The organism is Gordonia sp. PS3, from assembly GCF_041950545.1.
Taxonomy (GTDB): Bacteria; Actinomycetota; Actinomycetes; order Mycobacteriales; family Mycobacteriaceae; genus Gordonia; species Gordonia sihwensis.
The window spans coordinates 1,429,191-1,452,120 of record NZ_CP169524.1 but is presented as its reverse complement, the minus strand read 5'-3'; the positions used below and the strand labels follow the sequence as shown (position 1 = coordinate 1,452,120).

The window sequence follows — 22,930 nt, the reverse complement described above, 5'->3', positions numbered from 1 at the left end:
CTCGGACAGCCTCACGGCCCACCTTCTCTCGGATCTTGCCATTGGATGATGGCACCGATGATCGTTCAGATACCATCGGTATGTCAATACCTTCGGTATCTGAAATGAGGAGGTCCGATATGGCCAGGATCAGCCGCGCCGACCAGAAGGAGCGGAACCGAGCGGCTCTTCTCGCCACCGCACGCACCCAGTTCCTCGACGCCGGCTACGCGGCGACCAGCCTCGATGCGATCGCCGAGGCGGCGGGCTTCTCGAAGGGCGCGGTGTACTCCAACTTCAAGGACAAGCCGACGCTCTGCCGGGCCGTGCTCGAGGACATCCACGGGGAGAAGCTGAACGAGCTGCGCGGCATCGTCGAACAGAGCACCGACCTGCACGGGATGCTCGACGCTTTCGCAGCGTGGGTGCGCCGCACCATCGGCGACGTGGAGTGGACGATGCTCGAAATGGAGTTCGCGGTGCTCTCACGGCATCATCCGGAACAGAAGGCGATGATCGTCTCCCTGCGTGAGGATGCGCGCGACGCCCTGGCCGGGCTTCTCGAAACCGTTCTCGGAGACTTCTCGCCGCTCATCGACCAGGCGGCGGCGGACACCTCGAATCCGGTGCCCACGCGGGACGAGATCGCCGACCTGATTCTCAGCACCGGGATCGGGCTCGGGATCCAACGAGCCATCGACCCGGCCGTGTCCGTCGAACCCGGCATCGCGTTGATCCGGTCGGCGTTCGGCCGGTGAGTCGACTCAGCGCGTGCGGACGATGGCCGTTCCGGTCGCGCGGTCGTGCATCGCGCGACCGTTGTAGTCGTTGATGAGTGCCGGCACCACGAAGATCAGAATCGCTTGGCGGCCGAGGGCCCGAATCGGCCCGACCGCGGCCCTCGGCGTCTCCCCGCGAGCCTCCGCGGCGCCGCGATCACTGCCCAGATCCACCCGGACCACCCGCGTGCCCGCGATGAACTGCCCCGGGGTGAAGCCGAAGAAGGCCACCGCCAGCACACCGATCACGAACCAGATGATCAACTGCGGCGTCGCCGCCGCACGCATGGTCATCTCCAGGCTCGACGCCATCTCCTGAGCCGGCCGCACGCCGACGATCACGATCGCGAGGCCGCCGGCGATCAGCCAGTCGAACAGCAACCCCACCACGCGCAGCCACCCGCCGGCGAGAGCGCCCGGTCCGTCCTGCGGCAACCCGAGATCCTGCCCGCGGTACTCGTTCTCCGTGGCACCTGGGAACTGCGGCCCCGACAGCCACGTACTCGTCGCGCGCGCCACTACTGGGCCCCTCGGGAAACGGTCATGAATGCCATGGTAGTCAGCTTCCCCGTGCACCCCAATAACGTGACTCCGACCACACCGCCGTGCGCGCGACGCGATCTTTCGTAACGCGCCGGCCATCGGTGTAACACGGGGGAAACATTGGTTTAGCGCACGAGCAACGTCATCTCCGTACTCTGGTTGCCGAGATTCGTGCTGCCCTCGCGAGGGTGGCACGGGTTCTGTGTCAGAGAGTTTCTGACCGGATCTTCACCAAGAAGGAGTCAGGCGAACCGTGTACAACACGAACGAGGAACTGCTCGAGGGGATCAAGGCCGAAGGTGTCGAGTACGTCGACATCCGCTTCTGTGACCTGCCGGGAACGATGCAGCACTTCTCCATCCCCGCAGCAGCATTCACCGAGGACGTCTTCGAAGAGGGCCTGGCATTCGACGGTTCGTCGGTTCGCGGCTTCCAGTCGATCGACGAGTCGGACATGATGCTCCTCCCCGACCCGGCCACCGCGCGGATCGACCCGTTCCGCAAGGCGAAGACGATGAACATCAGCTTCTTCGTTCACGACCCGTTCACCCGCGAGGCCTACAGCCGCGATCCCCGCAACGTCGCGCGCAAGGCCGAGGAGTACCTCGCCTCCACCGGCATCGCCGACGCCTGCTTCTTCGGCGCGGAGGCCGAGTTCTACATCTTCGACTCAGTCTCGTTCAGCTCCGAGATGAACTCGACCCACTACGAGGTGGAGTCGGAGTCGGGTTGGTGGAACGCCGCGTCGCCGACCAACCCCGACGGCACCCCGAACAAGGGCTACAAGGTCCGCCAGAAGGGCGGCTACTTCCCCGTCGCCCCGTACGACCACTACGTCGACCTGCGCGACGAGATGTCGACCAACCTGACCAACTCGGGCTTCACCCTCGAGCGCGGCCACCACGAGGTCGGCACCGGCGGCCAGGCGGAGATCAACTACCGCTTCAACACGCTGCTGCACGCCGCGGACGACGTTCAGCTGTTCAAGTACATCATCAAGAACACCGCGTGGCAGAACAACAAGTCGGTCACCTTCATGCCGAAGCCGCTCTTCGGCGACAACGGTTCGGGCATGCACGCTCACCAGTCGCTCTGGAAGGACGGCAAGCCGCTGTTCCACGACGAGTCGGGCTACGCCGGACTGTCGGACATCGCGCGCTACTACATCGGCGGCATCCTGCACCACGCTCCGTCGCTGCTGGCCTTCACCAACCCGACCATCAACTCCTACAAGCGCCTGGTTCCGGGCTACGAGGCTCCGATCAACCTCGTCTACAGCCAGCGCAACCGCAGCGCCTGTGTGCGCATCCCGATCACGGGCAACAACCCGAAGGCCAAGCGCATCGAGTTCCGCTGCCCCGACAGCTCGGGCAACCCGTACCTGGCATTCGCGGCGATGATGATGGCCGGCCTGGACGGCATCAAGAACCGCATCGAGCCGCACGAGCCGGTCGACAAGGACCTCTACGAGCTCCCGCCGGAGGAGGCCAAGGGCATCCCGCAGGCACCGACCTCGCTGTCTGCCGTGATCGATCGCCTCGAGCAGGACCACGACTACCTGACCAGCGGCGGCGTCTTCACCGAGGACCTCATCGAGACCTGGATCGCACTCAAGCGCGAGAACGAGATCGAGCCGATCCAGATCCGCCCGCACCCGTACGAGTTCAACCTGTACTACGACTGCTGACGTCCGACCTGCTGCTACGCCTTTTCGGTACGCAGTAGAGCCCGCAGTCCCCTCGACCCGCTCCGCGATCACCTTCCCGATCGCCGAGCGGGTCGACTCGTCTGAGTCCGGCGATGACAGAGCCGATCCACCCGCTCGGGCTCACGTCCATCCGTGACGAGCCCCGTTCCCTCTGCTCGACGAACCGTCGACCGGGCTCGATGTCGCCGCGCATGAACAGTGCCGAGACAGACGTGCGTAGGTGCCCGCGCCGGCCTACCCGATGAGATCGAGCGCCAGGTCTCGCGCTCGGTCGAGTTGCTCCTCGCTCCCGAAGAGTTCGCGGTGGACGTTCGCCGCACACAGGTAGGCGTCGATGCGGAACGCGTCCCCGGCCGGGTCAGCGACCCCCGCCTCTCGCAACTCGGACTCCAGCAGATCGAGCCACTCACGCTTCAACGCACGCACCGCGTCCGCTACGTCACCCTCACGGCGCCCGTACTCGGCCGTACTCGCGACGATGAAGCAGCCGCCGGGGAAGACCGCTGCCCGCAGGTAGGCGACCCAGCAGTCCAACAATGCCCGCAACCGCGGCCTGCCCGGCTCATGTCCCCATGCCGGAGCCACAACCGCCTCCAGATAGATCGCGCGCGCCTCGGCGACAGCAGCCACCTGGATCGCCTCCCTGGTGCCGAACACCGTCAGGATCCCGCTCTTACTCAACCCGGTCGCCGCCGCGAGCGACCCGACGCTGATCGAGTCGAGCCCATGGGTGGTGGCGATCTCCGCCGCCTTCCGCGCGACGGTGCGACGCGTGAGATCTCCACGCGCACGGCGCCCGTCGACCTTCGAGTCCGACGTCATGGTCCGAGAATATGCGACCGACTTGACGCGAACCATCGGCGCTACCTACGCTCCACAACAACACGTCCGATCGAACGTATAGTTTGGAGACCCTCCGTGCCCGTCCCCTCCGCAGAGCTCCTGCACGACACCATCGACATCGACGCCACCCCGGAACAGGTCTGGGAACTGATCAGCGACCTGCGCCGCATGCCGCAGTGGAGTCCCCAGGTCGACTCCGTGCGGCTGCGCGAAGGCTTCGACCGGATCGAGCTCGGTGCCGAGTTCACACATCTCAACCATGAAGGCGACCTCAAGTGGACAACCCACAGCACGATCGTGCGGTTCGAGCCTGAGCAGGAGATCGCCTTCCGGATCGAGGAGAACTGGGTCGTCTGGTCGTTCCAGACCACTCCCCTGCCCAAGGGCCAGACGCGCCTGAGCCAGCGGCGCGAGACACCGGCCGGCATCTCCGACTACTCACGGGAACTCACCGAGAAGTACCTCGGCGGACAGCAAGCCTTCACTCAGGTCTTGCGCGCCGGAATGCGTCAGACGCTCGAGGCGATCAAGGCCGCCGCCGAACAGTCCGACCGCACCACCTGATCCGAGGCCACCGGCAAGTCGGTTCCCCAGCCTTGTCGCGTCCGATTGTTCGCGCGTGTGCCCGACTGAACGGGTCGTGACCGGTCCCGCGACACCAGCGCTGTTTCTGTGCCTTCCGGCGCGCTCTGCGCGCAACCACCGCCGTCCGCGGTGCTACAACTTACTGCGAGTCCGCCGGTCCCGATCGGCGTCTCCTTCCGGCGCCCTCCCGGCCCCCCGACACCGCAGCGGCTCGCGTCGCTCACGGAAGTGAAAAGAACTCGTATGAAGATCCGTTCCCTGGCAGGTCTGTTCGCCGGCCTGCTCACCCTGACGGCCGCTGCGACCGGTACGACGGTCATGGCCGCGTCCGCGTCCGCCACGGCTCCCTCCCACATCGTGTCGGTGGCCGACGGTGCCACCCCGCAGCACAAAGTGGTCACCGTCTACTCGCAGTCGATGCAGCGCGACATCCCGCTCGACGTCCTGCGGCCCGCCGACACCCGCAAGCCGGCTCCGGTGCTGTACCTGCTCAACGGCGCCGGCGGCGGCGAGGACTCCGCGAGCTGGGCCCTGCGCACCAACTACGTCGAGTTCTTCCGCACCAAGCACGTCAACGTGGTGACCCCGCTCAAGGGCATGTTCTCCTACTACACCGACTGGGAGCGCGACGACGAGGTCCTCGGCAAGCAGAAGTGGCAGACCTTCCTGACGAAGGAGCTTCCTCCCCTGCTCGACAAGAGGTTCAAGACCAGCGGAAAGAACGGCATCGCGGGCATCTCGATGGCGGGCACATCGGTACTGAACCTCGCCATCGCCGCGCCGGCGCTGTACAAGATCACTGCCTCGTACAGCGGCTGCGCTCGCACCAGCGACAAGGTCGGCCAGCAGTACATCCGCACGGTGGTGGAGAGCCGAGGCAAGGCCGACACCCGCAATATGTGGGGACCGTACGACGGCCCCGGCTGGCGCAAGAACGATCCGTACCTCAACGCCGAGAAGCTCCGCGGCACCCAGATCTATCTCTCCTCCAACTCCGGGCTCCCCGGGCAGGACGAGTCGATCGAGCCCGGAAGCACCGCGGCGCAGGGCGTCTCGCTGGCCGACCGGGTGGTTCTCGGCGGCGCCATCGAAGCCGCCACCAACGTCTGCACCCAACAGATGGCGCAACGCCTGGCGCAGCTGAAGATCCCCGCCCGCGTGGAACTGCATCCGCAGGGCACCCACTCGTGGGGCTACTGGGAGCGCGAACTGCACTCGTCCTGGCCGATGATCGCCAAGGCCATCGGAGCCTGACCGGAACCGGGCACCACACGTGCGAGCGGCGGCTCGGAGTCCTGTCGGGGGACTCCGAGCCGCCGCTCTGCGTGAGGTGTGCCACCGACGTTTTCGTGCCACGTCCGGGCCCAGGAACCTATCAGTCCGGGCTGCTAGTGTCGTCGCCCATGAAGCGCAAGTCTCTCCTCCTGGTCCCCGCGGCGGCGGCCCTGCTGGCCGTGGCCGGATGCTCCTCCGACGACACCGCGGGCAGCGCGCAGACCAGCCTCGACGTGACCACGCCCAGTCCGACGATGGACGGCGGGATGTGCCCGGAGGCCGATCCGCCGGCCGACACCAGACCGCAGTGGCAGGTGATGGGTGCGACGGGCAGCGCGGAGATCGCCGCCTCCACCGATACCGCCGGGCCGCTCATCAAGATCACCCCGCCGTTCAGCGTCGATGAGACCCAGGTCAAGACACTGGCACCGGGAACCGGCGACGAGATCACGGACGCCTCCATCGTCAACGTCTGCTACGAGGGCGTCGACGGCCGCGACGGCCAGACCTTCGACAGCTCCTACCAGAAGGGCACGCCCACCCGCCTGCACGCCGACGGCGTGGTTCCGGGTTTCCGCAAAGCGCTCGTCGGACAGCGCGTCGGCGCCTCGGTGGCAGTGGTGATGACCTCCGCCGACGGATACCCCGACGGCAGTCCCGACGGAACCATCAAGCCCGGAGACAGCATCGTGTTCGTCCTCAAGATCATGGCTGCGGAACCGGCCTCGGCGACCGACGGATAGGCTGATCGACCATGAAGCTCAAGGCACTGGTCCTCCTTCCCCTCGCCGCCTCCGCGCTCGCCCTGACCGCGTGCTCGTCCGACGACGGCGACAGCTCGGCCGCCGACACCACGAGCTGCGCGCCGACGCCGCAGAACGTCTCCGGAGCGCCCTCGTGGACCGTCGACGGCGTGCAGGGTAAGGCCGCTTTCACCGTCACCGACGACGCGAAGAACGCTGCGCCGGCGATCACCCTGACCACACCGTTCAAGGTCGACAAGACTCAGGTGAAGACGCTCATCGCGGGAAATGGCTCCGAGGTGACCGACGCGACCACCGTCTCCGTCTGCTACGAGGGGGTCAACGGCACCACGGGTCAGGTCTTCGACAGCGCTTACCAGCGAGGCGAGCCGGCCCAGTTCCCGGCCTCCGGCGTGGTTCCCGGCTTCCGTCAGGCCCTCGTCGGCCAGAAGGTCGGCTCCACCGTCGTCGTGGTGATCCCCTCCGCCGACGGCTATCCCGACGGCAATCCGGGCGCTTCCATCAACAAGGGCGACACCATCGTCTTCGGGCTCAAGATCCTGGAGGCACAGGGCTGAACCGGCCTCGGTCGGCTCATCCGCGCAGGCGTCTGCGCAGCACCTTGCCGGTGGCCGTCTTCGGCAGGGCAGGGAGCACGGTGATGCTGCGGGGACGTTTGTACGCCGCGAGCTGAGCCGCCGCGAACTCCTCGATGTCGGTGACGGTGGCGGTGGCCCCGGATTCGAAGGCGATGAAGGCGCTGACCACTTCGCCTCGTGTGTCGTCGGGCACTCCGACGACGGCGGCCTCGGCGATCGCCGGATGGCGGTAGAGCACCTCCTCCACCTCGCGCGGCCAGACCTTGTAGCCGGCGGTGGTGATCATGTCCTTACGCCGGTCGATCAGGAACACCCACCCGTCCGTATCGCGGAAGCCGATGTCGCCGGTCCGCAGCGCGCCGTCGCCCGGGCCGCCGACGATCGAACCGTCCTGCCAGTACCCGGGGCTCACCTGCGGTCCGGCGATCTCCACCTCGCCGATGACACCTGGGGCGACCGGCTCGCCGGAGTCATCGAGGATTCGGCAGCGCGTGGCCGCGACCGGCATCCCGATCGACAGTGCGCCGGACTCGCGGTCGATCGGCCCGAGCCGCCCCACGGGCGTCGCTATCGCGGGCGAGGTGGTCTCGGTGAGCCCGTAGACGATGCTGAGCTCGGTGCCCGTGCGTTCGGCCACCCGTGCGGCGGTGTCCGCCGACACCGGCGCACCGCCGGTCGCGAGCCATTTCACGGACCGGAAGTCGTCGGGACCGTCGGCTTCCTCGGCGAGCGCGACGATCGCACTGATGACGCCGATCACGAATGCCGGCCGATGCTCGCGCAGCGCGCGCACCAGCACCGGCGGATCGAACCGGTGCGCGAGGATCAGCGGCGCCCCCACACGCAGCGCGAGCGCCACGTGGCCGACGATTCCGGTGACGTGGAACAGCGGAGTGATCCCGAGGATCTCGTCATCGGAGCCGATCGTCGTCCACCGGCGGAACAGCTCTGCGCCCGCGGTGAGGTTGCCGTGGGTCACCACGGCGGCCTTCGGCACTCCGGTGGTGCCCGACGTGTACAGCAGCAGAGCGGGGTCGTCGCGGCCCGGATCGGCGCCGCGTACCGGGCCGGACCACGGCAGCGCGGGCAGCGATCCCGGCGCCGGGTCGGTCTTCGCCGCCCAGTCGCCGATCGAGGTCAGCACCACCGTCCGCACATCGGTGTCGCCGTCGGCGATCACCGCTTGCGCACCCGCGGCGTACAACTCGTCGAGACACACGAGCGCCCGCGCACCGGTGTCGACCAACGCGAACGCCGTCTCCCGCCGGGTGTTCATCGGGTTGAGCGGTACCGCGATCCCGCCGGCCTTCCACGCGGCGACGAGGGCGATGACGAATGCGGGGCTGTTCTGCGTGAGGATCGCCAGCCGGTCGCCCGAGGAGAATCCCTGTCCGATCAAGTGGTGCGCGAGCGCATCCGAATGCCTGTCGACGTCGCGCATCGTGAGCACGCCGTCGAAGTAGCGGATCAGCGGACGGCCGGAGCCGGCGGCGACCGCCTCGTGGAACATCGTGAGCCCGGATGTCGGCCTCGGCAGGTCGGATCCGTCGTCGATCATCAGTTCGCGCCCTCATTCGTCGCTGGTTGCCCGCACCCGCGATTGTAAGCGGCGGCAACCGGGACAAGGTCGCTTTCGCGGCCCGGTCGCGCCCCGGAACCGTTGCGGCCTATTACCGTTGACCCCATGCCCGATCCATGCGCCCGCGCGCAGCTGATGATCCGGCCGGCTCGCGAGCTCGCCGGGATCTCGATGCGAGAGCTCGCCCGTCGCGTGGGAGTCAGCGTCGGGACGATGAGCGGGATCGAGACCGGCAAGACCGCGGCCTCACCGGAACGGCTCGCGGCCATCGCCGCCGAACTCGACACGACGATCACCGCGCTCACCGAGCTCCAGTCACCACAGCCGGCCGACGCGGCCAAGGAGTTCGACTGGCGCGACTATCCCGACCGCGAGATCGACCCCGCCCTCGCCGCGGCCATCGGTTGCTTCGTGGAGACCGGATATCACGGCGCGACCATGAGGACCGTCGCGGCCGCGGCCGGACTCAGCGCAGCCGGCGTGTATCACCACTATCCGAGCAAGCAGTCGTTGCTCACCGCCGTCTTCGACCTCGCGTACACCGAGCTCGCGGCACACGTCGAGGCCGCCGCGGACGTCGACGACCGGGTGCTCGCACTCGGCAACGTCTGCGAGGCGGTCGCGCTGTTCGCCGCGGTTCGGCGCGACGTGATGCGGATCGTCGTGACCGACCGTGCCAACCTCGACCCCGCGGACCGGCCGCGAATAGAGGCGGTGTCGGGGCGGCTGCTCGAGGTGGTCCGCGCGCAGTTGCCCGACGGCGACGACGAGGACTCCACGGCGACCGCGCGCGCCGTCCTCGACCTCTGCACCGGCGTCTGCCGGCTGGAGCGCATCGACGATCCCGCCGACATCGCGGTCCGCTACCGCCGTTTCGGTCTCCGTCTCGCGGGACTAGACGGCGTCGGGTCCCGGCCGGGCTGAGCCGGTCGGGACCCGACCGCCGACAGGCGCGGGGCGACGCCGTTCAGGCGCGCGCGGCCGCCTGGTCGCGCAGCGTGCGGCGCAACACCTTGCCGGTCGCGGTCTTCGGCAGTTCGTCGAGGATCTCCACCGATCTCGGGTACTTGTAGGCCGCCATCTGCGACTTGCAGAACTCGACGATCTCCTCGCCGGTGGCGGCCTTGCCCGGTTGAAGGGAGACGAAGGCCTTCACCGTCTCCCCCCGGTACTCGTCGGGCACGCCGACCACCGCTGCCTCGGCGACGGCCGGATGACCGTACAAGACGTCTTCCACTTCACGGGGCCACACCTTGTAACCGGATGCGTTGATCATGTCCTTCTTGCGATCGACCAGGTAGAACCAGCCGTCGGAGTCCATGAAGCCGACGTCGCCGGTGCGCAGTTCACCGCCGGGAATCGACTCGGCGGTGGCGTCCGGACGGTTCCAGTATCCCGGCACCACCTGGGGCCCCGAGGTCGCGAACTCGCCGATCGCACCCACCGGCAGGTCTTCACCGTCGTCGTCGACGACCCGGACCACGGTGTTGAACACCGGCACCCCGACCGACAGGGCCCCGGACTCGCCGTCCACCGGCGCCCGCACTCCGAAGGGCACCGCATGCGACGGTGAGTTGGTCTCCGTGAGGCCGTAGATGTTGTGGATGTACGCACCGAACACCGATTCGAGACGATCGGCCACCGCGGGCGCGATCGGCGCGCCGCCCGAGTACAGGGCCCGCAGCGAGTCGAAGTCACCCGGCCGCGCGCCGCCGGAGTCGGCGAGGGCGATGTAGGCGGTGATCGCACCGACGGTGAACGTCGGACGGTGTTCGCGCACGGCGTCCACCATCACCGCGGGCGCGAACCGGTGCGTGAGGACCAGCGGAATCCGGAGCAGCGGAGCGAGCATCACGTGGCCCACGAGACCGGTGATGTGGAACAGCGGCGCGACGCCGAGCACCACGTCCTCACCGGTGAGCCCGATCCAGTCCCGGTAGGTCTGCGCATTGAACGCCAGGTTGCCGTGAGTATTCAACGCACCCTTGGGTTTTCCAGTGGTACCGGACGTGTAGGTCAAGACCGCCAGATCGTCCGCAGACGGCGCCGTCGGCGTCACGGGAGTGCCGTCGTGCTCGGCGATGATCGCCGACAGGGCACGGGTGCCGACCGGCACGTCGGCGCTCTGGTCGCCGAGCACCCGGTCGTCGTCGCGCGACTGACCGTCGAGCGCCGACACCGAGATCACCGTGCGGACGGCGGTCGTGCCGCCCGCGATGACCTCCGCGGCCACCTCGTCGTACAGAGTGTTCAGCGTCAGCAGCGCCGTCGCCCCCGAATCCTCGAGGAGGTAGGCGAGTTCTCGCTGTCGATTCATCGGGTTGACGGCCACGGCGGATCCGCCGGCCTTCCACGCCGCGAGGAGTCCGATCACGAACGCCGGGTTGTTCTGCACGTAGACCGCCAAGCGATCCCCGGCCGTGAAGCCGTCGGCGCGCAGTGCACCGGCGAGCGCGTCCGCGGCCGCGTCGAGTTCGCCGTAGGTCAGCACTCCGTCGAAGTACTTGATCGCCGGAGCGTCAGGAGCGTGGGCGGCGGCGCTCATGAAGATCTGGAGTGCGGACGCGTTCTCCGCGGTGATGTCCGTCGGCGTACCGGCCCGATACCGCGCGAGCCAGGGACGGTCGGTGTACGCGCTCACTTGATCGCCACCGGGTTCACCGGGGCACCGGTGGCGCGGTGGATCTTGAGCGGGGCCGCGACGTAGAACGACGTGTAACGACCGTCCGCCGCGGAGTCCTCGGCGAGTCGCTCCAAGTCGCAGATCTCGGTGAACGCGATACCGAGATTGCGCATCAGCGCGTTGTGCAGCACCAGCGCGACTCCGCTGTCGGGGTCGAAGGTCACCTCGTTGGCGATGGTGTCGGTGACCAGGTTCGGGATCTCCATCTCCTGGAACCACTCGACGAGCTCCGGCGAGTACACCAGTCCCGACTCGCAGAAGTCCTCGTAGAAGGCGTCTCCCTTCTCGAAGAACAACTGCAGGTGGTTGGTCCGGATCATGAGGATGTCGCGCTCGGCGATCGGCGTGCCCTGCGCTTCGGCGCAGGCGATCAGATCCTCGTGCGTGAACGTCTCCCCCGGGTCGAGATAGTCCTTCCCGCGGAATCGGGCCATGTCTAGCAGATTCGCCCGCCCCGCGACACCGCGCTGGGCGATCGGCTCCACGCTCGCCTTGTCGAGGCCACCGATGGTGGTGCGGGCGTCGAAGCCGTTCCAGATCTTGCCGTCGTACCAGACGTGGCCGAGCGCGTCGTATTGCGTGGACCCCTGCAGGAATGCGTTCAGCTTGTCGTCGGCGTAGTGCAATCCGCCCGGGAACGCCGGCCCGTCGCCGCCCTCGTCCCAGTGCGACTCGTCCAAGATCATCTCGCGGGTGGCCGGACTGCGGCCCGGCCACACCGGATCGCCGGCGGGGTCTCCGATGAGCCGCTGCAGCGTGAACAGTTCGCCCTTCCGGATCTCCGACGCCCCCGCGAGAACCTGGTCCGGGGTCAGGTAGTTCAACGATCCGACCTCGTCGTCGGGGCCCCACTTGCCCCAGTTGGACGGTGCGTCGGCCAGCAGATCGGTAAGGTCGGGAGCATCGGTCATGGGAGTCACACCTTCCAGAATTGAACACTCACTACCGAGCGTTCGGTTTGTTCAGGGTGTGACTACACTCACCCCTCTTCTTCCAGATGTCAAGGCTTCGCCGCGGAATCGCGTGAAAGCCGACGTCAGCGATCCCGTCGCGACGGAGCGAACGGTGTGATGAACTCCGGGGCCCCACCGGTTCGGCGCAGCAGCGGCGAGCCGAAGAACGGCGCCACCAGCCGGCAGGGCACCACGCGCACGTCGCGGCCCTCGAGAGCGTTGACGACCATCGCCGCGGCGCGCGGCGAGCCGCAGATGCCCAGGTGGTCGGAGAAGTCCTTGCCGCACCCGTCCTGCAGGACGATGTTGGTGACGTCGTGACCGGGTCCGCCCTCCACCTGCCCCGAGGTGTACGGGCGCACCAGTTCGTCGTGAACCGTGGAGATGTTGGTGTACGCGGTCCCGCGCACGTACGGACTGCCGCCGGAGTTCAGGCGGCGCAGGAACGTCGACCCCTGCATCATCTGCGGCAAGGCATGACATGGGATCACCGCGCTCGGATCGATCCCCAGCCGGCGCTCGAGTTGCGCGGCCACAGGGCGTGCGCGGGCGAAAGTCGAGGTCCCCTGCCACAAGGGGGCGAGGGAGACGTATCGTCGGATCCGGTCCTCCCCGCCCAGGAACTTGGCCCAGTACGCCGGGACGAGCGTGCCCTGCGAATGCCCCACCACGTCGATGCGGTCGGTTCCCGTCGATGCCATCACCTTCTCGGCGAATCGGCCGAACTCGGCGGCGCTGTCCTCGATCCGGCGCATGCCGCCGAGCGCGGAGATGGGCCACCTGGCGCCCTCCGTGGCTCCGTAGGTGAGCGTGAACACCGAGAATCCCGCACCCACCAGGAGCGGAACGTACGTGCCCCAGTTGGTCTGCGCACCGCCCGCCGTGCCGTGCACGAGGATCACCGGAACCGGATGCTCCGGATCACACGGAACGTCCCACCGATTCGCGCCCGGCAGCGATCCGCCGGGATGCGCCAGTTCGGGACCGATTCCGGAGAAGAAGTCGTAGACCACCCGGTTGGACGCGCGCTGCCGTTCGCTGCCGACCTCCACGAGCAGGTCGAGAGGCAGAGCCTGCGCGAGCGTCTGCGCCGCACGCAACGCCGGCGCGGCCGCCTTCTGGCCGGCGCGGATACCCGCGGTGATCGCATCGGCGACCGGTCGGCCCCACGCTCGGTGCAGAATGCTCACGTCTCGCAGCACGCCTCTCGTCCGGCCGCGACTCCGTGGGCCGGGTCGATCAGCTCTCGAATACCTCCACCACGACGGCCTTCGCTCGCCGCGTCACCCGCATGTAGTGCTCCAGGAACTCCTGCGCCTCGTCCTGCGGCCATCCCGCAGCGTACGCGACCGATCGCAGAGCGCGCCCCGGCCCCGGCAGTTGATCGACCGGCTTGCCGCGCACCAGCACGAGCGCGTTGCGCGCCTTGGTCGCGGTCAGCCAGGCGTCCGCCAGCATGTCCACCTGGTCCTCGGTGAGCAGCTCCAGCTCCCGGATCGCCTCGAGTGTCTCGAGCGTGGACGTGTTGTGCAGTTGCGGGTACTTGTGCGCGTAGCGCAACTGCATCAACTGCACCGTCCACTCGACGTCGGCGAGCCCGCCGCGGCCGAGTTTGGTGTGAGTGGCCGGATCGGCGCCGCGCGGCAGTCGTTCGGAGTCGACGCGGGCCTTGATGCGCCGGATCTCCCGAACAGCCTCCGCGGACACCCCGCCCTCGGGGTACCGCGTCACGTCGATCATGTGGAGGAAGCGCAGCCCCAGGTCGGAATCGCCGGCCACCGAGTGGGCGCGCAACAGCGCCTGCACCTCCCACGGCTGGGCCCATTGGCGGTAGTAGGCCTCGTACGATCCGAGGGTCCGGACGATTGGCCCGTTCTTCCCCTCGGGCCGCAGACCGACGTCCACCTCGAGCGGCGGATCGGCGCTCGGCGTCCCCAGCAGACTGCGGACCTGGTCGGCCACCGTCTGCGCCCAGCGCAGCGCCTCCGATTCGTCGACGCCGTCGGCCGGCTCGCACACGAACAGCACGTCGGCGTCCGACCCGTAGCCGAGTTCGCCACCGCCGAGCCTGCCCATCCCGATGACGGCGATCCGGGCCGGCGCCCGCGCCCCGCGGTCCAGCGTCGACGCGATCACCTTGTCGAGCGCCGCGCCGAGCACCGCCGCCCAGACGGTCGACAGCGCCCGGCACACCTCCTGCACCGACATCAGCCCGAGCAGATCGGCCGAGGCGATCCGCGCGAGTTCGGCGCGTCGATGCGACCGCGCCACGGCGATCGCCCGGTCGAGGTCGGTGGCCCGCATGGTGGAGGCGACCAGACCTTTCACCACGTCGGCCGAATCGACCTCGGTGAGCTTGGGTCCGGTCGCCCCCGTCGAATACAGCTGGATCACGTCGGGCGAGCGCATCAGCAGGTCGGCGATGTACTCGCTGGTGCCGAGAACGTGCATCAGCCGTTCGGCGACCACCGCGTCGTCGCGCAGCAGGCGCAGGAACCAGTCGACGCCCACCACCTCGTCGCACAGCCTGCGGTAGTTCAGCAGGCCGGCGTCGGGATCGGGGGTGTCGCTGATGTGCTCGAGCAGACTCGGCAGGATCAGCATCTGGATCTGGCCGCTGCGCCCCGGCTCCGATCCGAGCACCCGGATATGCGCGAGCGCGCGATCGGGGAACGCCCAGCCCAGCACGGCGAGCTGACGCTTGGCCGACTCGTCCGACAGCCGCAGCGCCCCCTTGTCGAGTCGGGCGACCGACTCCAGCAGCGGACGGTAGAAGAGCTTCTCATGCAGCTGCCGGACCCGGGTCCGCTGTTTGCGCAGCTCGCGGCCGAGGACCTGGGTCGCGTCCTTGTCGCCCTCGGGCCGCACGTGCGCCGCCCGCGCCAACCACCGCATGGCCGCGGTGTCGTCGGGATCGGGCAGCAGATGAGTGCGCTGCAGGCGCTGCAGTTGCAGGCGATGCTCCAGCATCCGCAGGAACTGGTACGACGCCGAGAAGTTCGCGCCGTCGTCACGCCCGATGTACCCGCCGTCGGTGAGCGCGGCGAGAGCGTCGACGGTCGACTGGACGTGCAATTCCGGATCCACGCGGCCGTGAACCATCTGGAGCAGCTGCACCGCGAACTCCACATCGCGCAGTCCGCCGCGCCCGAGCTTGAGATTGCGAGCCTTCTCCTCCGGCGGCACCAGTGCCTCGACCCGGCGGCGCATCGCCTGCACCTCCGGTACGAAGTCGTCTCGTTCGGACGCGTCCCAGACCATCGGCGAAGTGGCCTCGATGTAGGCGGCGCCGAGCTTCATCGATCCCGTCATCGGGCGGGCCTTCAGCAACGCCTGGAACTCCCAGGTCTTGGCCCACCGACGGTAGTACGCCACATGCGATTCCAGCGTCCGCGTGAGGGCGCCGCGCTTTCCCTCCGGCCGCAGTCCCGCATCGACGTCGAAGAACGCCGACGAGCCGATGCGCATCATCTCCCCCGCGATGCGCGCCGACACCGAGTCCGCCGGCTCGGCGACGAAGACCACGTCTACATCGCTGACGTAGTTCAGTTCGCGCGCCCCGCATTTGCCCATCGCGATCACCGCGAGATCGATCTCGAGGGGATCCTCGTCGAGCACCGTCGCGATCGCCACCGCCAGGGCCGCGGTCATTGCGGCGTCGGCGAGATCGGACAGGCGTGCCCCCACCTCGGGCAGATACAGGACGGGCTCGTCTTCGACCGTCGCCGCCAGATCGTGTGCCGCCAGGACGAGTAACTGGTCCCGGTAGGCGCAGCGCAGCGCGGCTACCGCGTCCGGACCGGTGACCCCGGCGCGGTACAGGAGATCTCCGCGTTCGTCCGCGCCCGGCTCGGGGGTCGCGGCCACCGCGCTCAGCAGCGACTCGCGGACCGCGATCTCGTCCGGCAGCTCGTCGTCGAGAAGCAGCCGCCACGTGCCGGGCTCGGCGACCACGTGGTCGCCCAGCGCGTCCGACCCGCCGAGCACGGAGAGCAGACGCCCCCGGAAATGCTTGTTACGGGCCATCAGCCGGCTGATCTCCGGCCAGGCGTCGGGGTCGGCGTCGCGGAGCCGGATCAGCGCGGCGAGGGCCAGATCGGCGTCGGCCGCCCGCGAGAGCGACCACAACAGGTCGATGTGCTCCGGTTCGGTCCAGCCGAGTGAGGCCAGACGCGCGCGCGCCTCGGGCTGCAGCAGACCGAGGCGGCCGGGGCTGGGGACGGTGGAACGGCCACGGGAAACAGTCACACGTGCCTCCCTTACAGCGGCAGGTAGTTCTCGAGCTCGTACGGCGTCACCCGGCCGCGGTACGCGTTCCACTCCGCGCGCTTGTTGCGCAGGAAGTAGTCGAAGACATGCTCACCCAGCGTCTCGGCCACCAGTTCCGACTTCTCCATCTCGACGAGCGCATCGGCGAGTGAGCCCGGGAGCTCGCGGTAGCCCATCGCGCGACGTTCGGCCTCGGTGAGCGCCCAGACGTTGTCCTCGGCCTCGTCCGGCAGCTCGTACTCGTTCTCGATCCCCTTCATGCCCGCGGCCAGGAGCACCGCGAACGTCAGGTAGGGATTGCACGCGGAGTCGGGTGTCCGGATCTCCACGCGGCGCGACGACGCCTTGTTCGGTGTGTAGAGCGGCAGCCGGATCATCGCCGAGCGGTTGGCGCCGCCCCATGTGGCGGCGGTGGGGGCCTCGTCGCCGTAGATGAGGCGCTTGTAGCTGTTCACCCACTGGTTGGTGACGGCGCTGATCTCACCGGAATGCTTCAGAATCCCCGCGATGAACTGCTTGCCGACCGTCGACAGCTGCATCGGGTCGTCGGGATTGTGGAAGGCGTTGGTGTCGCCCTCGAACAGACTCATATGCGTGTGCATCGCCGAGCCCGGGTACTCGCTGAAGGGCTTGGGCATGAAAGTGGCGCGGACCCCGTCGCTGAAGGCCACCTGCTTCACCAGGTAGCGGAAGGTCATGACGTTGTCGGCCATTGACAGTGCATCGGCGTAACGCAGGTCGATCTCCTGCTGCCCCGGCGCGCCCTCGTGATGCGAGAACTCCACCGAGATGCCCATCGCCTCCAGCGCGTCGATCGCGTGGCGGCGGAAGTTCGGTGCCAGGGCATGGAACGCCTGATCGAAGTAGCCGCCGCGGTCGGCCGGAATCGGCGGCGTGCCGTCGATCGGCTTGTCCTTCAACAGGAAGAACTCGATCTCCGGATGGACGTAGCAGGTGAACCCCTGATCGGCCGCACGGTTGAGCTGCCTGCGCAGCACGTTGCGAGGGTCGGCCCAGGACGGCGAACCGTCGGGCATCGTGATGTCGCAGAAGATGCGCGCCGAGTACAGGTCGCCCTCGTCGCGCCACGGCAGGATCTGGAAGGTCGACGGGTCGGGCTTGGCCACCATGTCGGCTTCGGACACGCGAGAGAAGCCTTCGATCGCCGACCCGTCGAAACCGATGCCCTCGGCGAACGCGCCTTCCAGTTCGGCCGGCGCGATCGCCACCGATTTCAGATAGCCGAGGATGTCGGTGAACCACAGTCGGACGAAGCGGATGTCCCGCTCTTCGAGGGTGCGCAGCACGAATTCCTGTTGGCGGTCCATACCCGAACCTTAGAGGGCCGCGGTTACGCGCGTGTTACACACGCGCGTAACCGCGCCCGCGCGCCAGGGCTTGTCACGACGGGCCCGCCGTGTGACCAATCCCACCGAACCGCGGGTTCTCCCCTCCTCGGCCCGGTGGAACAATCGAGGGCGTCCACACCAACCCGGGTACCCGCACGAGCGGGACTCGAGGCAGAAATGAGGCAGATCATGTCGGATGCACCCGTCTACGGCTCCACTCCGGACACCGGCACGCAGGCACCTCGCCGCGCGACCCGCGTCCACCATCTCGCGCAGTGGAAGGCCGAGGGTCACAAGTGGCCCATGCTGACCGTGTACGACTACTCCACCGCCCGCATCTTCGACGAGGCCGAGATCCCGGTCCTGCTCGTCGGCGACTCGGCCGCCAACGTCGTCTACGGCTACGACACCACCATCCCGATCTCGATCGACGAGTTGATTCCGCTGGTCCGCGCGGTCGTCCGCGGAGCACCGCACGCCCTCGTCGTCGCAGACCTGCCGTTCGGCACCTACGAGGCCGGTCCCCAGCAGGCGCTCGAGACCGCCGTGCGCTTCTTCAAGGAGGGCGGCGCGCACGCGGTCAAGCTCGAGGGAGGCGAGCGCGTCGCACCGCAGATCGCGGCGCTCACGGCTGCGGGCATCCCGGTCATGGGCCATGTCGGGTTCACCCCGCAGAGCGTCAACGGACTCGGCGGATTCCGCGTTCAGGGGCGCGGCGACGCCGCCGATCAGTTGGTCGCCGACGCCATCGCGGTGCAGGAGGCGGGCGCGTTCTCGGTCGTCATGGAGATGGTCCCGGCCGACGTCGCCGGGCAGATCACCCGCAAGCTGACCATCCCGACCGTCGGTATCGGCGCGGGCAATGAGACCGACGCCCAGGTGCTGGTCTGGCAGGACATGGCCGGATACACGCACGGCAAGACCGCCAAGTTCGTGAAGCGCTACGCCGCGGTCGGCGACCAGCTCCGCGAGGCCGCCCGCACCTACGCCGCCGAGGTCGCCACCGCCGCCTTCCCCGGCCCGGAGCACTCGTACTGATCCGAGCCGCGGTCACATCAGCCAGCGCCGATCACCGGTCTCGCACGGGCATGAGCGCCGTCGGCGCGTGACTTAGGCTGAGGGTATGCGCACCCTGTACCCACCGATCGAGGCCTACGAATCCGGACATCTGAACGTCGGTGACGGACAAGAGATCTATTGGGAGACTTCGGGTGACCCCGAAGGCAAGCCCGTCGTCTTCGTCCACGGCGGGCCGGGCGGAGGAACGGCGCCCAGACAGCGCCGGTTCTTCGATCCGGCCCGCTACCGGATCGTCCTGTTCGATCAGCGCGGCTGCGGACAGTCGCGGCCGCACATCGCCGACGGCGGCGACCTCTCGGTCAACACCACCGACCATCTGATCGCCGACATGGAGGCGCTGCGCGTCCATCTGGGTATCGACGCCTGGCAGGTCTTCGGAGGCTCGTGGGGATCGACCCTCGGCCTGGCCTACGCCCAGGCCCATCCCGAGCGCGTCACCGAACTGGTGCTGCGCGGGATCTTCCTGCTGCGCCGCAGCGAGATCGACTGGTACTACAACGGCGGCGCGGCGAACATCTTCCCCGATCTCTGGGAGACCTACCTCGATCCGATCCCGGAGGATCAGCGCGGCGGCGATCTGGTGGAGGCGTACCACCGGATTCTCACCGGCGCCGACCGCGAACGGGCACAGCGGGCCGCGACTGCATGGAGCACGTGGGAGAACAAGACGAGTTATCTTCTGCCACAAGATAACTCGGATCAGACTGATCGATTCGACCTGGCCTTCGCCACCATCGAGAACCACTACTTCATGAACCGCGGATTCCTCGCGGATGGACAACTGCTGGCGAACATCGACCGCATCGCGCACATCCCGGCGGTCATCGTCCAGGGCCGTTACGATGTGGTCTGCCCGATGCGCAGCGCCTGGGATCTGCACCGCGCCTGGCCCGCCGCGCAGTTGGAGATCGTCGACGACGCCGGTCACGCATCGTTCGAGCCGGGCATCGTCCACCATCTCGTCGAGGCAACCGACAGTTTCTCCCGCAGCAGGAGCGTATGACATGAGCCCCTCCGATTCGATCGAGATCGAGCTGAAGTTCGACGTCGACGCCGGACTCCCCGCCCCCGACCTCACCGGTCTCGTCGACGGCGGCACCGTCGGCGAGCCCACCACCTACCTGCTCGAGGCGACCTACTTCGACACCGCCGACACCGCGCTCGCCAGGAACCGGATCACCCTGCGTCGCCGGACCGGCGGCACCGATGCGGGCTGGCATCTGAAGCGACCGTCGTCCGTGCCCGGCGGACGCAAGGAGACCGCGGTCGGCTTCGACGAGGCCGGCGACGCCCAGGTGCCAGCGCACCTGCGCGAGCAGGTGCTGACCATCGTCCGGTCGGCGCCGCTGGTGCCGGTCGCGACGATCACCACCGACCGGACCGTCACACGCGTCCTCGACGCCGACGGCCGCTCGCTCGCCGAGTTCTGCGAGGATCTGGTCTCGGCCGAGTCCCTGCTGCCCGGCGGCTCCGTACACCGCTGGGCCGAGTGGGAGTTCGAGCTCACCGGCGGCGATGCGAAACTGCTCAAGCGGGCCAAGGGCGTCCTCCGCTCAGCGGGCGCGCGTGAGGCGTCGAGCGTCTCCAAACTGGCGCGGGCCATCGGCAGCCGGCCGCACGACGACCTCGTCCGGGCACTCCCGAAGAAAGCGACTGCGCTCGGCCTGGTGCAGTACGACCTCGCGGCACACCGCGACGCCCTCGTCGCCTGGGACCCGATCGCGCGGGAGAACGGCGAAGACGCGGTCCATCAGATGCGAGTGGCGGCACGAAAGATCCGGTCGATTCTCGCGTCGTACCCGGGCGTCATCGCACCCGAGGCCGCGGCACCGGTGGCCGAGGAATTGCGCCTGCTCGGCGAAGTTCTCGGCGACGCACGCGATCGCGAGGTCCGTCTCGCCGCCAACGCCCAGTTGCTGCACCGCGAGCAGGCGCCCGACGATCTGGTCCGGGCACTGATCGACGACGAGCGGCTCCACCACGAGCGCGCACTCAAGTCGATGCGTTTCGCACTCACGACGCTCCGCTATCTCCGACTGCTCGACGATCTCGACGCGTTGATCGAGGCGCCCATCCCGGGCCCCGCGGCCGCCCGGGACGCCCGCGACGTGGCCGCCGACGCCATCGGCCGCGCCTACTCACGGATGGTCTCGGCCGAGAAGCGGCTCAAGAAGTACAGCCCCTGGTCCGCGGAGTGGGTGGAGCAGTTGCACACGATCCGCAAGCGCGCCAAGGCGGTCCGGTACACCGCCGAGTCGGCCGATCCGCTCGGCAAGCGCGCCTTCCACCGGGCCGGCAAGGAGGCCAAGCGCGTGCAGAACCACCTCGGCGTCTTTCACGACACGGTGGTCAATCGGCGGCACCTGGCCGGGGTCGCGGCGAATCCGGATCTGAGCCGCGAAGCCCTGTTCGTCCTGGGCCGGCTCGACGCGCACGAGGAAGCCCGGGGACGTCGCGCGGTGAAGAAGTACCGCCGCACGAGGTGATCGCGCGGACTCACACCGCGCGGAAGGACACCTCCGGCACCGCCGGATCGGCCGTGACCACCTCCACCGTGCAGGGAGTCCCCGCCGCGGGTGCGTTCTCGCAGCGGGCGACGATCGCCGGGGATTCGATGAAGATCTCCGGCGGCCGCCGGCCGTCGGCTCCGCGCATCACGACGGCGTCGAACCGACGGCCGACCTGGTCGGACAGCACGACTGCCTCGGTGAGGTCGATACTCTTGCGCTCGGCGGTCGCGGCCACCGAGTCCGAGCCGCTCATGGTCTTCGGCAGTTCCGGCAGCACTTCGCGCACCCACGTCGGCACCTCCGCCCCCGCCGTGACGGCCAGCGCGACCTCGGTGGCGTATCGGTCGCCCAGACGACGCAGGGGTGCGGTCACGTGTGCGTAGAGTCCGCCGACCCCGGCGTGCTCGCGGCGCTCCGCGGGCAGTGCCGAGGACTCACCGGCGAGGGACAGGTAGCCGGCGCCGCGCATCAGTCGCGCCCCGACCGTCATCAGCGCGAGGGTGGTCGGCGCATCGGGTTCGAGCGTCGCGAGGAACTCTCCCGGAGAGAGTCCGTCGCGCCACTCGATCCCGAGGTGTGCGGCAGCCCGGCGCAGATCCTCCACCGCCTCCGTCGAGGCCGGCGGCAGGGTTCTGAGCAGACCGATCCCCGCGTCATTCTGGATCCGGCCCGCACACATCCCGATCAACAGCGACACCTGCGCATTCCATTGGTCGGCCGGCGTGCGCGGCGCCATCCGCAGCGTCCATGCTCGTCCGGGTTCGGTGTGGGGCACGATCTCCTGGTCGGGGAGGTCGAGTTGCACCGCACCGCGGGCGAGCGACCATGCCAGGCGCGTGCGGCCGAAGTCCGGCAGCGCCGCGATCGCCGGATGGAGCCGGTCTGCGGACAGGTCGGCCATCACCCCGGCGTAATCGAGGCGAGCCCGGGACCGGACGAGTGCCCGCGAGACCTCGACGCCCCGGCACTGGCCGTCGACCGCCACATCGGCCGTCCACAGAACGGCCGGTCGTCGTTGATCCGGCAAGAGCGAGCCGGCCCCCTCCGAGAGCGCCCGCGGATGCAGCGGAACGCTCCCGTCGGGGAAGTAGACGGTCTGTCCCCGCCGCCGGGTCTCCAGATCGAGGGCGCTGCCGGGCTCCACCAGTGCCGCGACGTCGGCGATCGCATAGTGGACCAGGAAGCCTCCGTCGTCGGCCCGGATCACCCGCAGCGCCTGATCGAGGTCCATCGATCCCGGTGGGTCGATCGTCACCAGCTCGAGGTCGGTGCGATCGACGCGCGCGTCCGCGAAGCGGTCCACGGCCGCGGCCGCCTGCTGCTGAGCCTCCGCGGAGAACTCGCCTGCGATCCCCATGTCACGGCGCAACTGAGCGAAATCGATTGCCGGCGCCCGCATTCTCCGCTGCATATCTGAACAGCATAGGAGCCGTGGCGGGCGGACGCCGGGCCC

19 protein-coding genes are annotated in these 22,930 nt (G+C 68.5%); 10 read left to right on the top strand and 9 right to left on the bottom strand.

What is annotated here, in order from left to right; all coding sequences use genetic code 11:
- The first annotated feature begins 119 nt into the window (after positions 1-119).
- Positions 120-737, top strand: a complete 618-nt coding sequence (locus ACE11G_RS06705; RefSeq protein ID WP_006895258.1) for a TetR/AcrR family transcriptional regulator — start codon at positions 120-122, stop codon at positions 735-737.
- A gap of 6 nt (positions 738-743) precedes the next feature.
- On the opposite strand, the gene ACE11G_RS06700 is transcribed toward ACE11G_RS06705, so the two are convergent.
- The gene (locus tag ACE11G_RS06700) at positions 744-1,277 is read right to left on the bottom strand and encodes an RDD family protein (RefSeq protein ID WP_006895256.1); all 534 of its coding nucleotides are present in this window, start codon (positions 1,275-1,277) and stop codon (positions 744-746) included.
- A gap of 277 nt (positions 1,278-1,554) precedes the next feature.
- Between ACE11G_RS06700 and glnA (ACE11G_RS06695) the strand changes: the two genes are divergently transcribed.
- Positions 1,555-2,988, top strand: a complete 1,434-nt coding sequence (gene glnA / locus ACE11G_RS06695) for a type I glutamate--ammonia ligase (protein WP_278124078.1) — start codon at positions 1,555-1,557, stop codon at positions 2,986-2,988.
- A 255-nt stretch (positions 2,989-3,243) separates the two neighbouring features.
- Here glnA (ACE11G_RS06695) and ACE11G_RS06690 read toward each other — a convergent pair whose 3' ends face one another.
- Complete coding sequence (locus ACE11G_RS06690) at positions 3,244-3,831, bottom strand: TetR/AcrR family transcriptional regulator (protein ID WP_039866984.1); 588 nt, start codon at positions 3,829-3,831, stop codon at positions 3,244-3,246.
- Positions 3,832-3,927: 96 nt separating this feature from the next.
- Between ACE11G_RS06690 and ACE11G_RS06685 the strand changes: the two genes are divergently transcribed.
- From ACE11G_RS06685 to ACE11G_RS06670, 4 genes are all read left to right on the top strand, one after another.
- Positions 3,928-4,416: an SRPBCC family protein gene (locus ACE11G_RS06685; protein WP_006895253.1), complete on the top strand. Its 489-nt coding sequence runs from the start codon at positions 3,928-3,930 to the stop codon at positions 4,414-4,416.
- Positions 4,417-4,680: 264 nt separating this feature from the next.
- On the top strand, positions 4,681-5,691 hold the full coding sequence (locus ACE11G_RS06680) for an alpha/beta hydrolase family protein (RefSeq protein ID WP_006895252.1): 1,011 nt from the start codon (positions 4,681-4,683) through the stop codon (positions 5,689-5,691).
- 149 nt (positions 5,692-5,840) lie between these two features.
- Complete coding sequence (locus ACE11G_RS06675) at positions 5,841-6,455, top strand: FKBP-type peptidyl-prolyl cis-trans isomerase (RefSeq protein WP_039866935.1); 615 nt, start codon at positions 5,841-5,843, stop codon at positions 6,453-6,455.
- 11 nt (positions 6,456-6,466) lie between these two features.
- Positions 6,467-7,033 (top strand): FKBP-type peptidyl-prolyl cis-trans isomerase, encoded by a 567-nt coding sequence (locus tag ACE11G_RS06670; RefSeq protein ID WP_062366650.1) that lies wholly within the window; start codon positions 6,467-6,469, stop codon positions 7,031-7,033.
- A gap of 16 nt (positions 7,034-7,049) precedes the next feature.
- On the opposite strand, the gene ACE11G_RS06665 is transcribed toward ACE11G_RS06670, so the two are convergent.
- Entirely contained in the window at positions 7,050-8,612 is a 1,563-nt protein-coding gene (locus ACE11G_RS06665) for an AMP-binding protein (RefSeq protein ID WP_062366648.1), read from the bottom strand.
- Between the two features lie 126 nt (positions 8,613-8,738).
- Here ACE11G_RS06665 and ACE11G_RS06660 point away from each other — a divergent pair, with 126 nt between their 5' ends.
- A complete protein-coding gene (locus ACE11G_RS06660; RefSeq protein WP_062366646.1) occupies positions 8,739-9,557 on the top strand; it encodes a TetR family transcriptional regulator in 819 nt (272 codons plus the stop codon).
- Positions 9,558-9,600: 43 nt separating this feature from the next.
- On the opposite strand, the gene ACE11G_RS06655 is transcribed toward ACE11G_RS06660, so the two are convergent.
- The 5 genes from ACE11G_RS06655 to glnA (ACE11G_RS06635) form a co-directional block, all read right to left on the bottom strand.
- On the bottom strand, positions 9,601-11,274 hold the full coding sequence (locus tag ACE11G_RS06655; RefSeq protein ID WP_006895247.1) for an AMP-binding protein: 1,674 nt from the start codon (positions 11,272-11,274) through the stop codon (positions 9,601-9,603).
- A complete protein-coding gene (locus ACE11G_RS06650; protein ID WP_006895246.1) occupies positions 11,271-12,227 on the bottom strand; it encodes a cyclase family protein in 957 nt (318 codons plus the stop codon). Before ACE11G_RS06650 ends, ACE11G_RS06655 begins: the two co-directional genes overlap by 4 nt.
- Positions 12,228-12,352: 125 nt before the next feature.
- Positions 12,353-13,459 carry a triacylglycerol lipase gene (locus ACE11G_RS06645; RefSeq protein ID WP_231875680.1) on the bottom strand — a complete coding sequence of 369 codons (1,107 nt, stop codon included), beginning with the start codon at positions 13,457-13,459 and terminating at the stop codon, positions 12,353-12,355.
- A gap of 49 nt (positions 13,460-13,508) precedes the next feature.
- Entirely contained in the window at positions 13,509-16,517 is a 3,009-nt protein-coding gene (locus ACE11G_RS06640; protein ID WP_062366641.1) for a bifunctional [glutamine synthetase] adenylyltransferase/[glutamine synthetase]-adenylyl-L-tyrosine phosphorylase, read from the bottom strand.
- An 11-nt stretch (positions 16,518-16,528) separates the two neighbouring features.
- Positions 16,529-17,866, bottom strand: a complete 1,338-nt coding sequence (gene glnA / locus ACE11G_RS06635; protein WP_006895243.1) for a type I glutamate--ammonia ligase — start codon at positions 17,864-17,866, stop codon at positions 16,529-16,531.
- Positions 17,867-18,076: 210 nt separating this feature from the next.
- On the opposite strand from glnA (ACE11G_RS06635), the gene panB reads away from it, so the two are divergent.
- From panB to ACE11G_RS06620, 3 genes are all read left to right on the top strand, one after another.
- Positions 18,077-18,925, top strand: a complete 849-nt coding sequence (panB, locus tag ACE11G_RS06630; RefSeq protein ID WP_006895242.1) for a 3-methyl-2-oxobutanoate hydroxymethyltransferase — start codon at positions 18,077-18,079, stop codon at positions 18,923-18,925.
- Between the two features lie 85 nt (positions 18,926-19,010).
- Positions 19,011-19,970 (top strand): prolyl aminopeptidase, encoded by a 960-nt coding sequence (pip, locus tag ACE11G_RS06625; RefSeq protein WP_006895241.1) that lies wholly within the window; start codon positions 19,011-19,013, stop codon positions 19,968-19,970.
- A gap of 1 nt (position 19,971) precedes the next feature.
- Entirely contained in the window at positions 19,972-21,453 is a 1,482-nt protein-coding gene (locus tag ACE11G_RS06620; protein WP_006895240.1) for a CYTH and CHAD domain-containing protein, read from the top strand.
- A gap of 10 nt (positions 21,454-21,463) precedes the next feature.
- Here ACE11G_RS06620 and ACE11G_RS06615 read toward each other — a convergent pair whose 3' ends face one another.
- Positions 21,464-22,888, bottom strand: a complete 1,425-nt coding sequence (locus ACE11G_RS06615; protein ID WP_039866933.1) for an RNB domain-containing ribonuclease — start codon at positions 22,886-22,888, stop codon at positions 21,464-21,466.
- Positions 22,889-22,930: the final 42 nt, after the last annotated feature.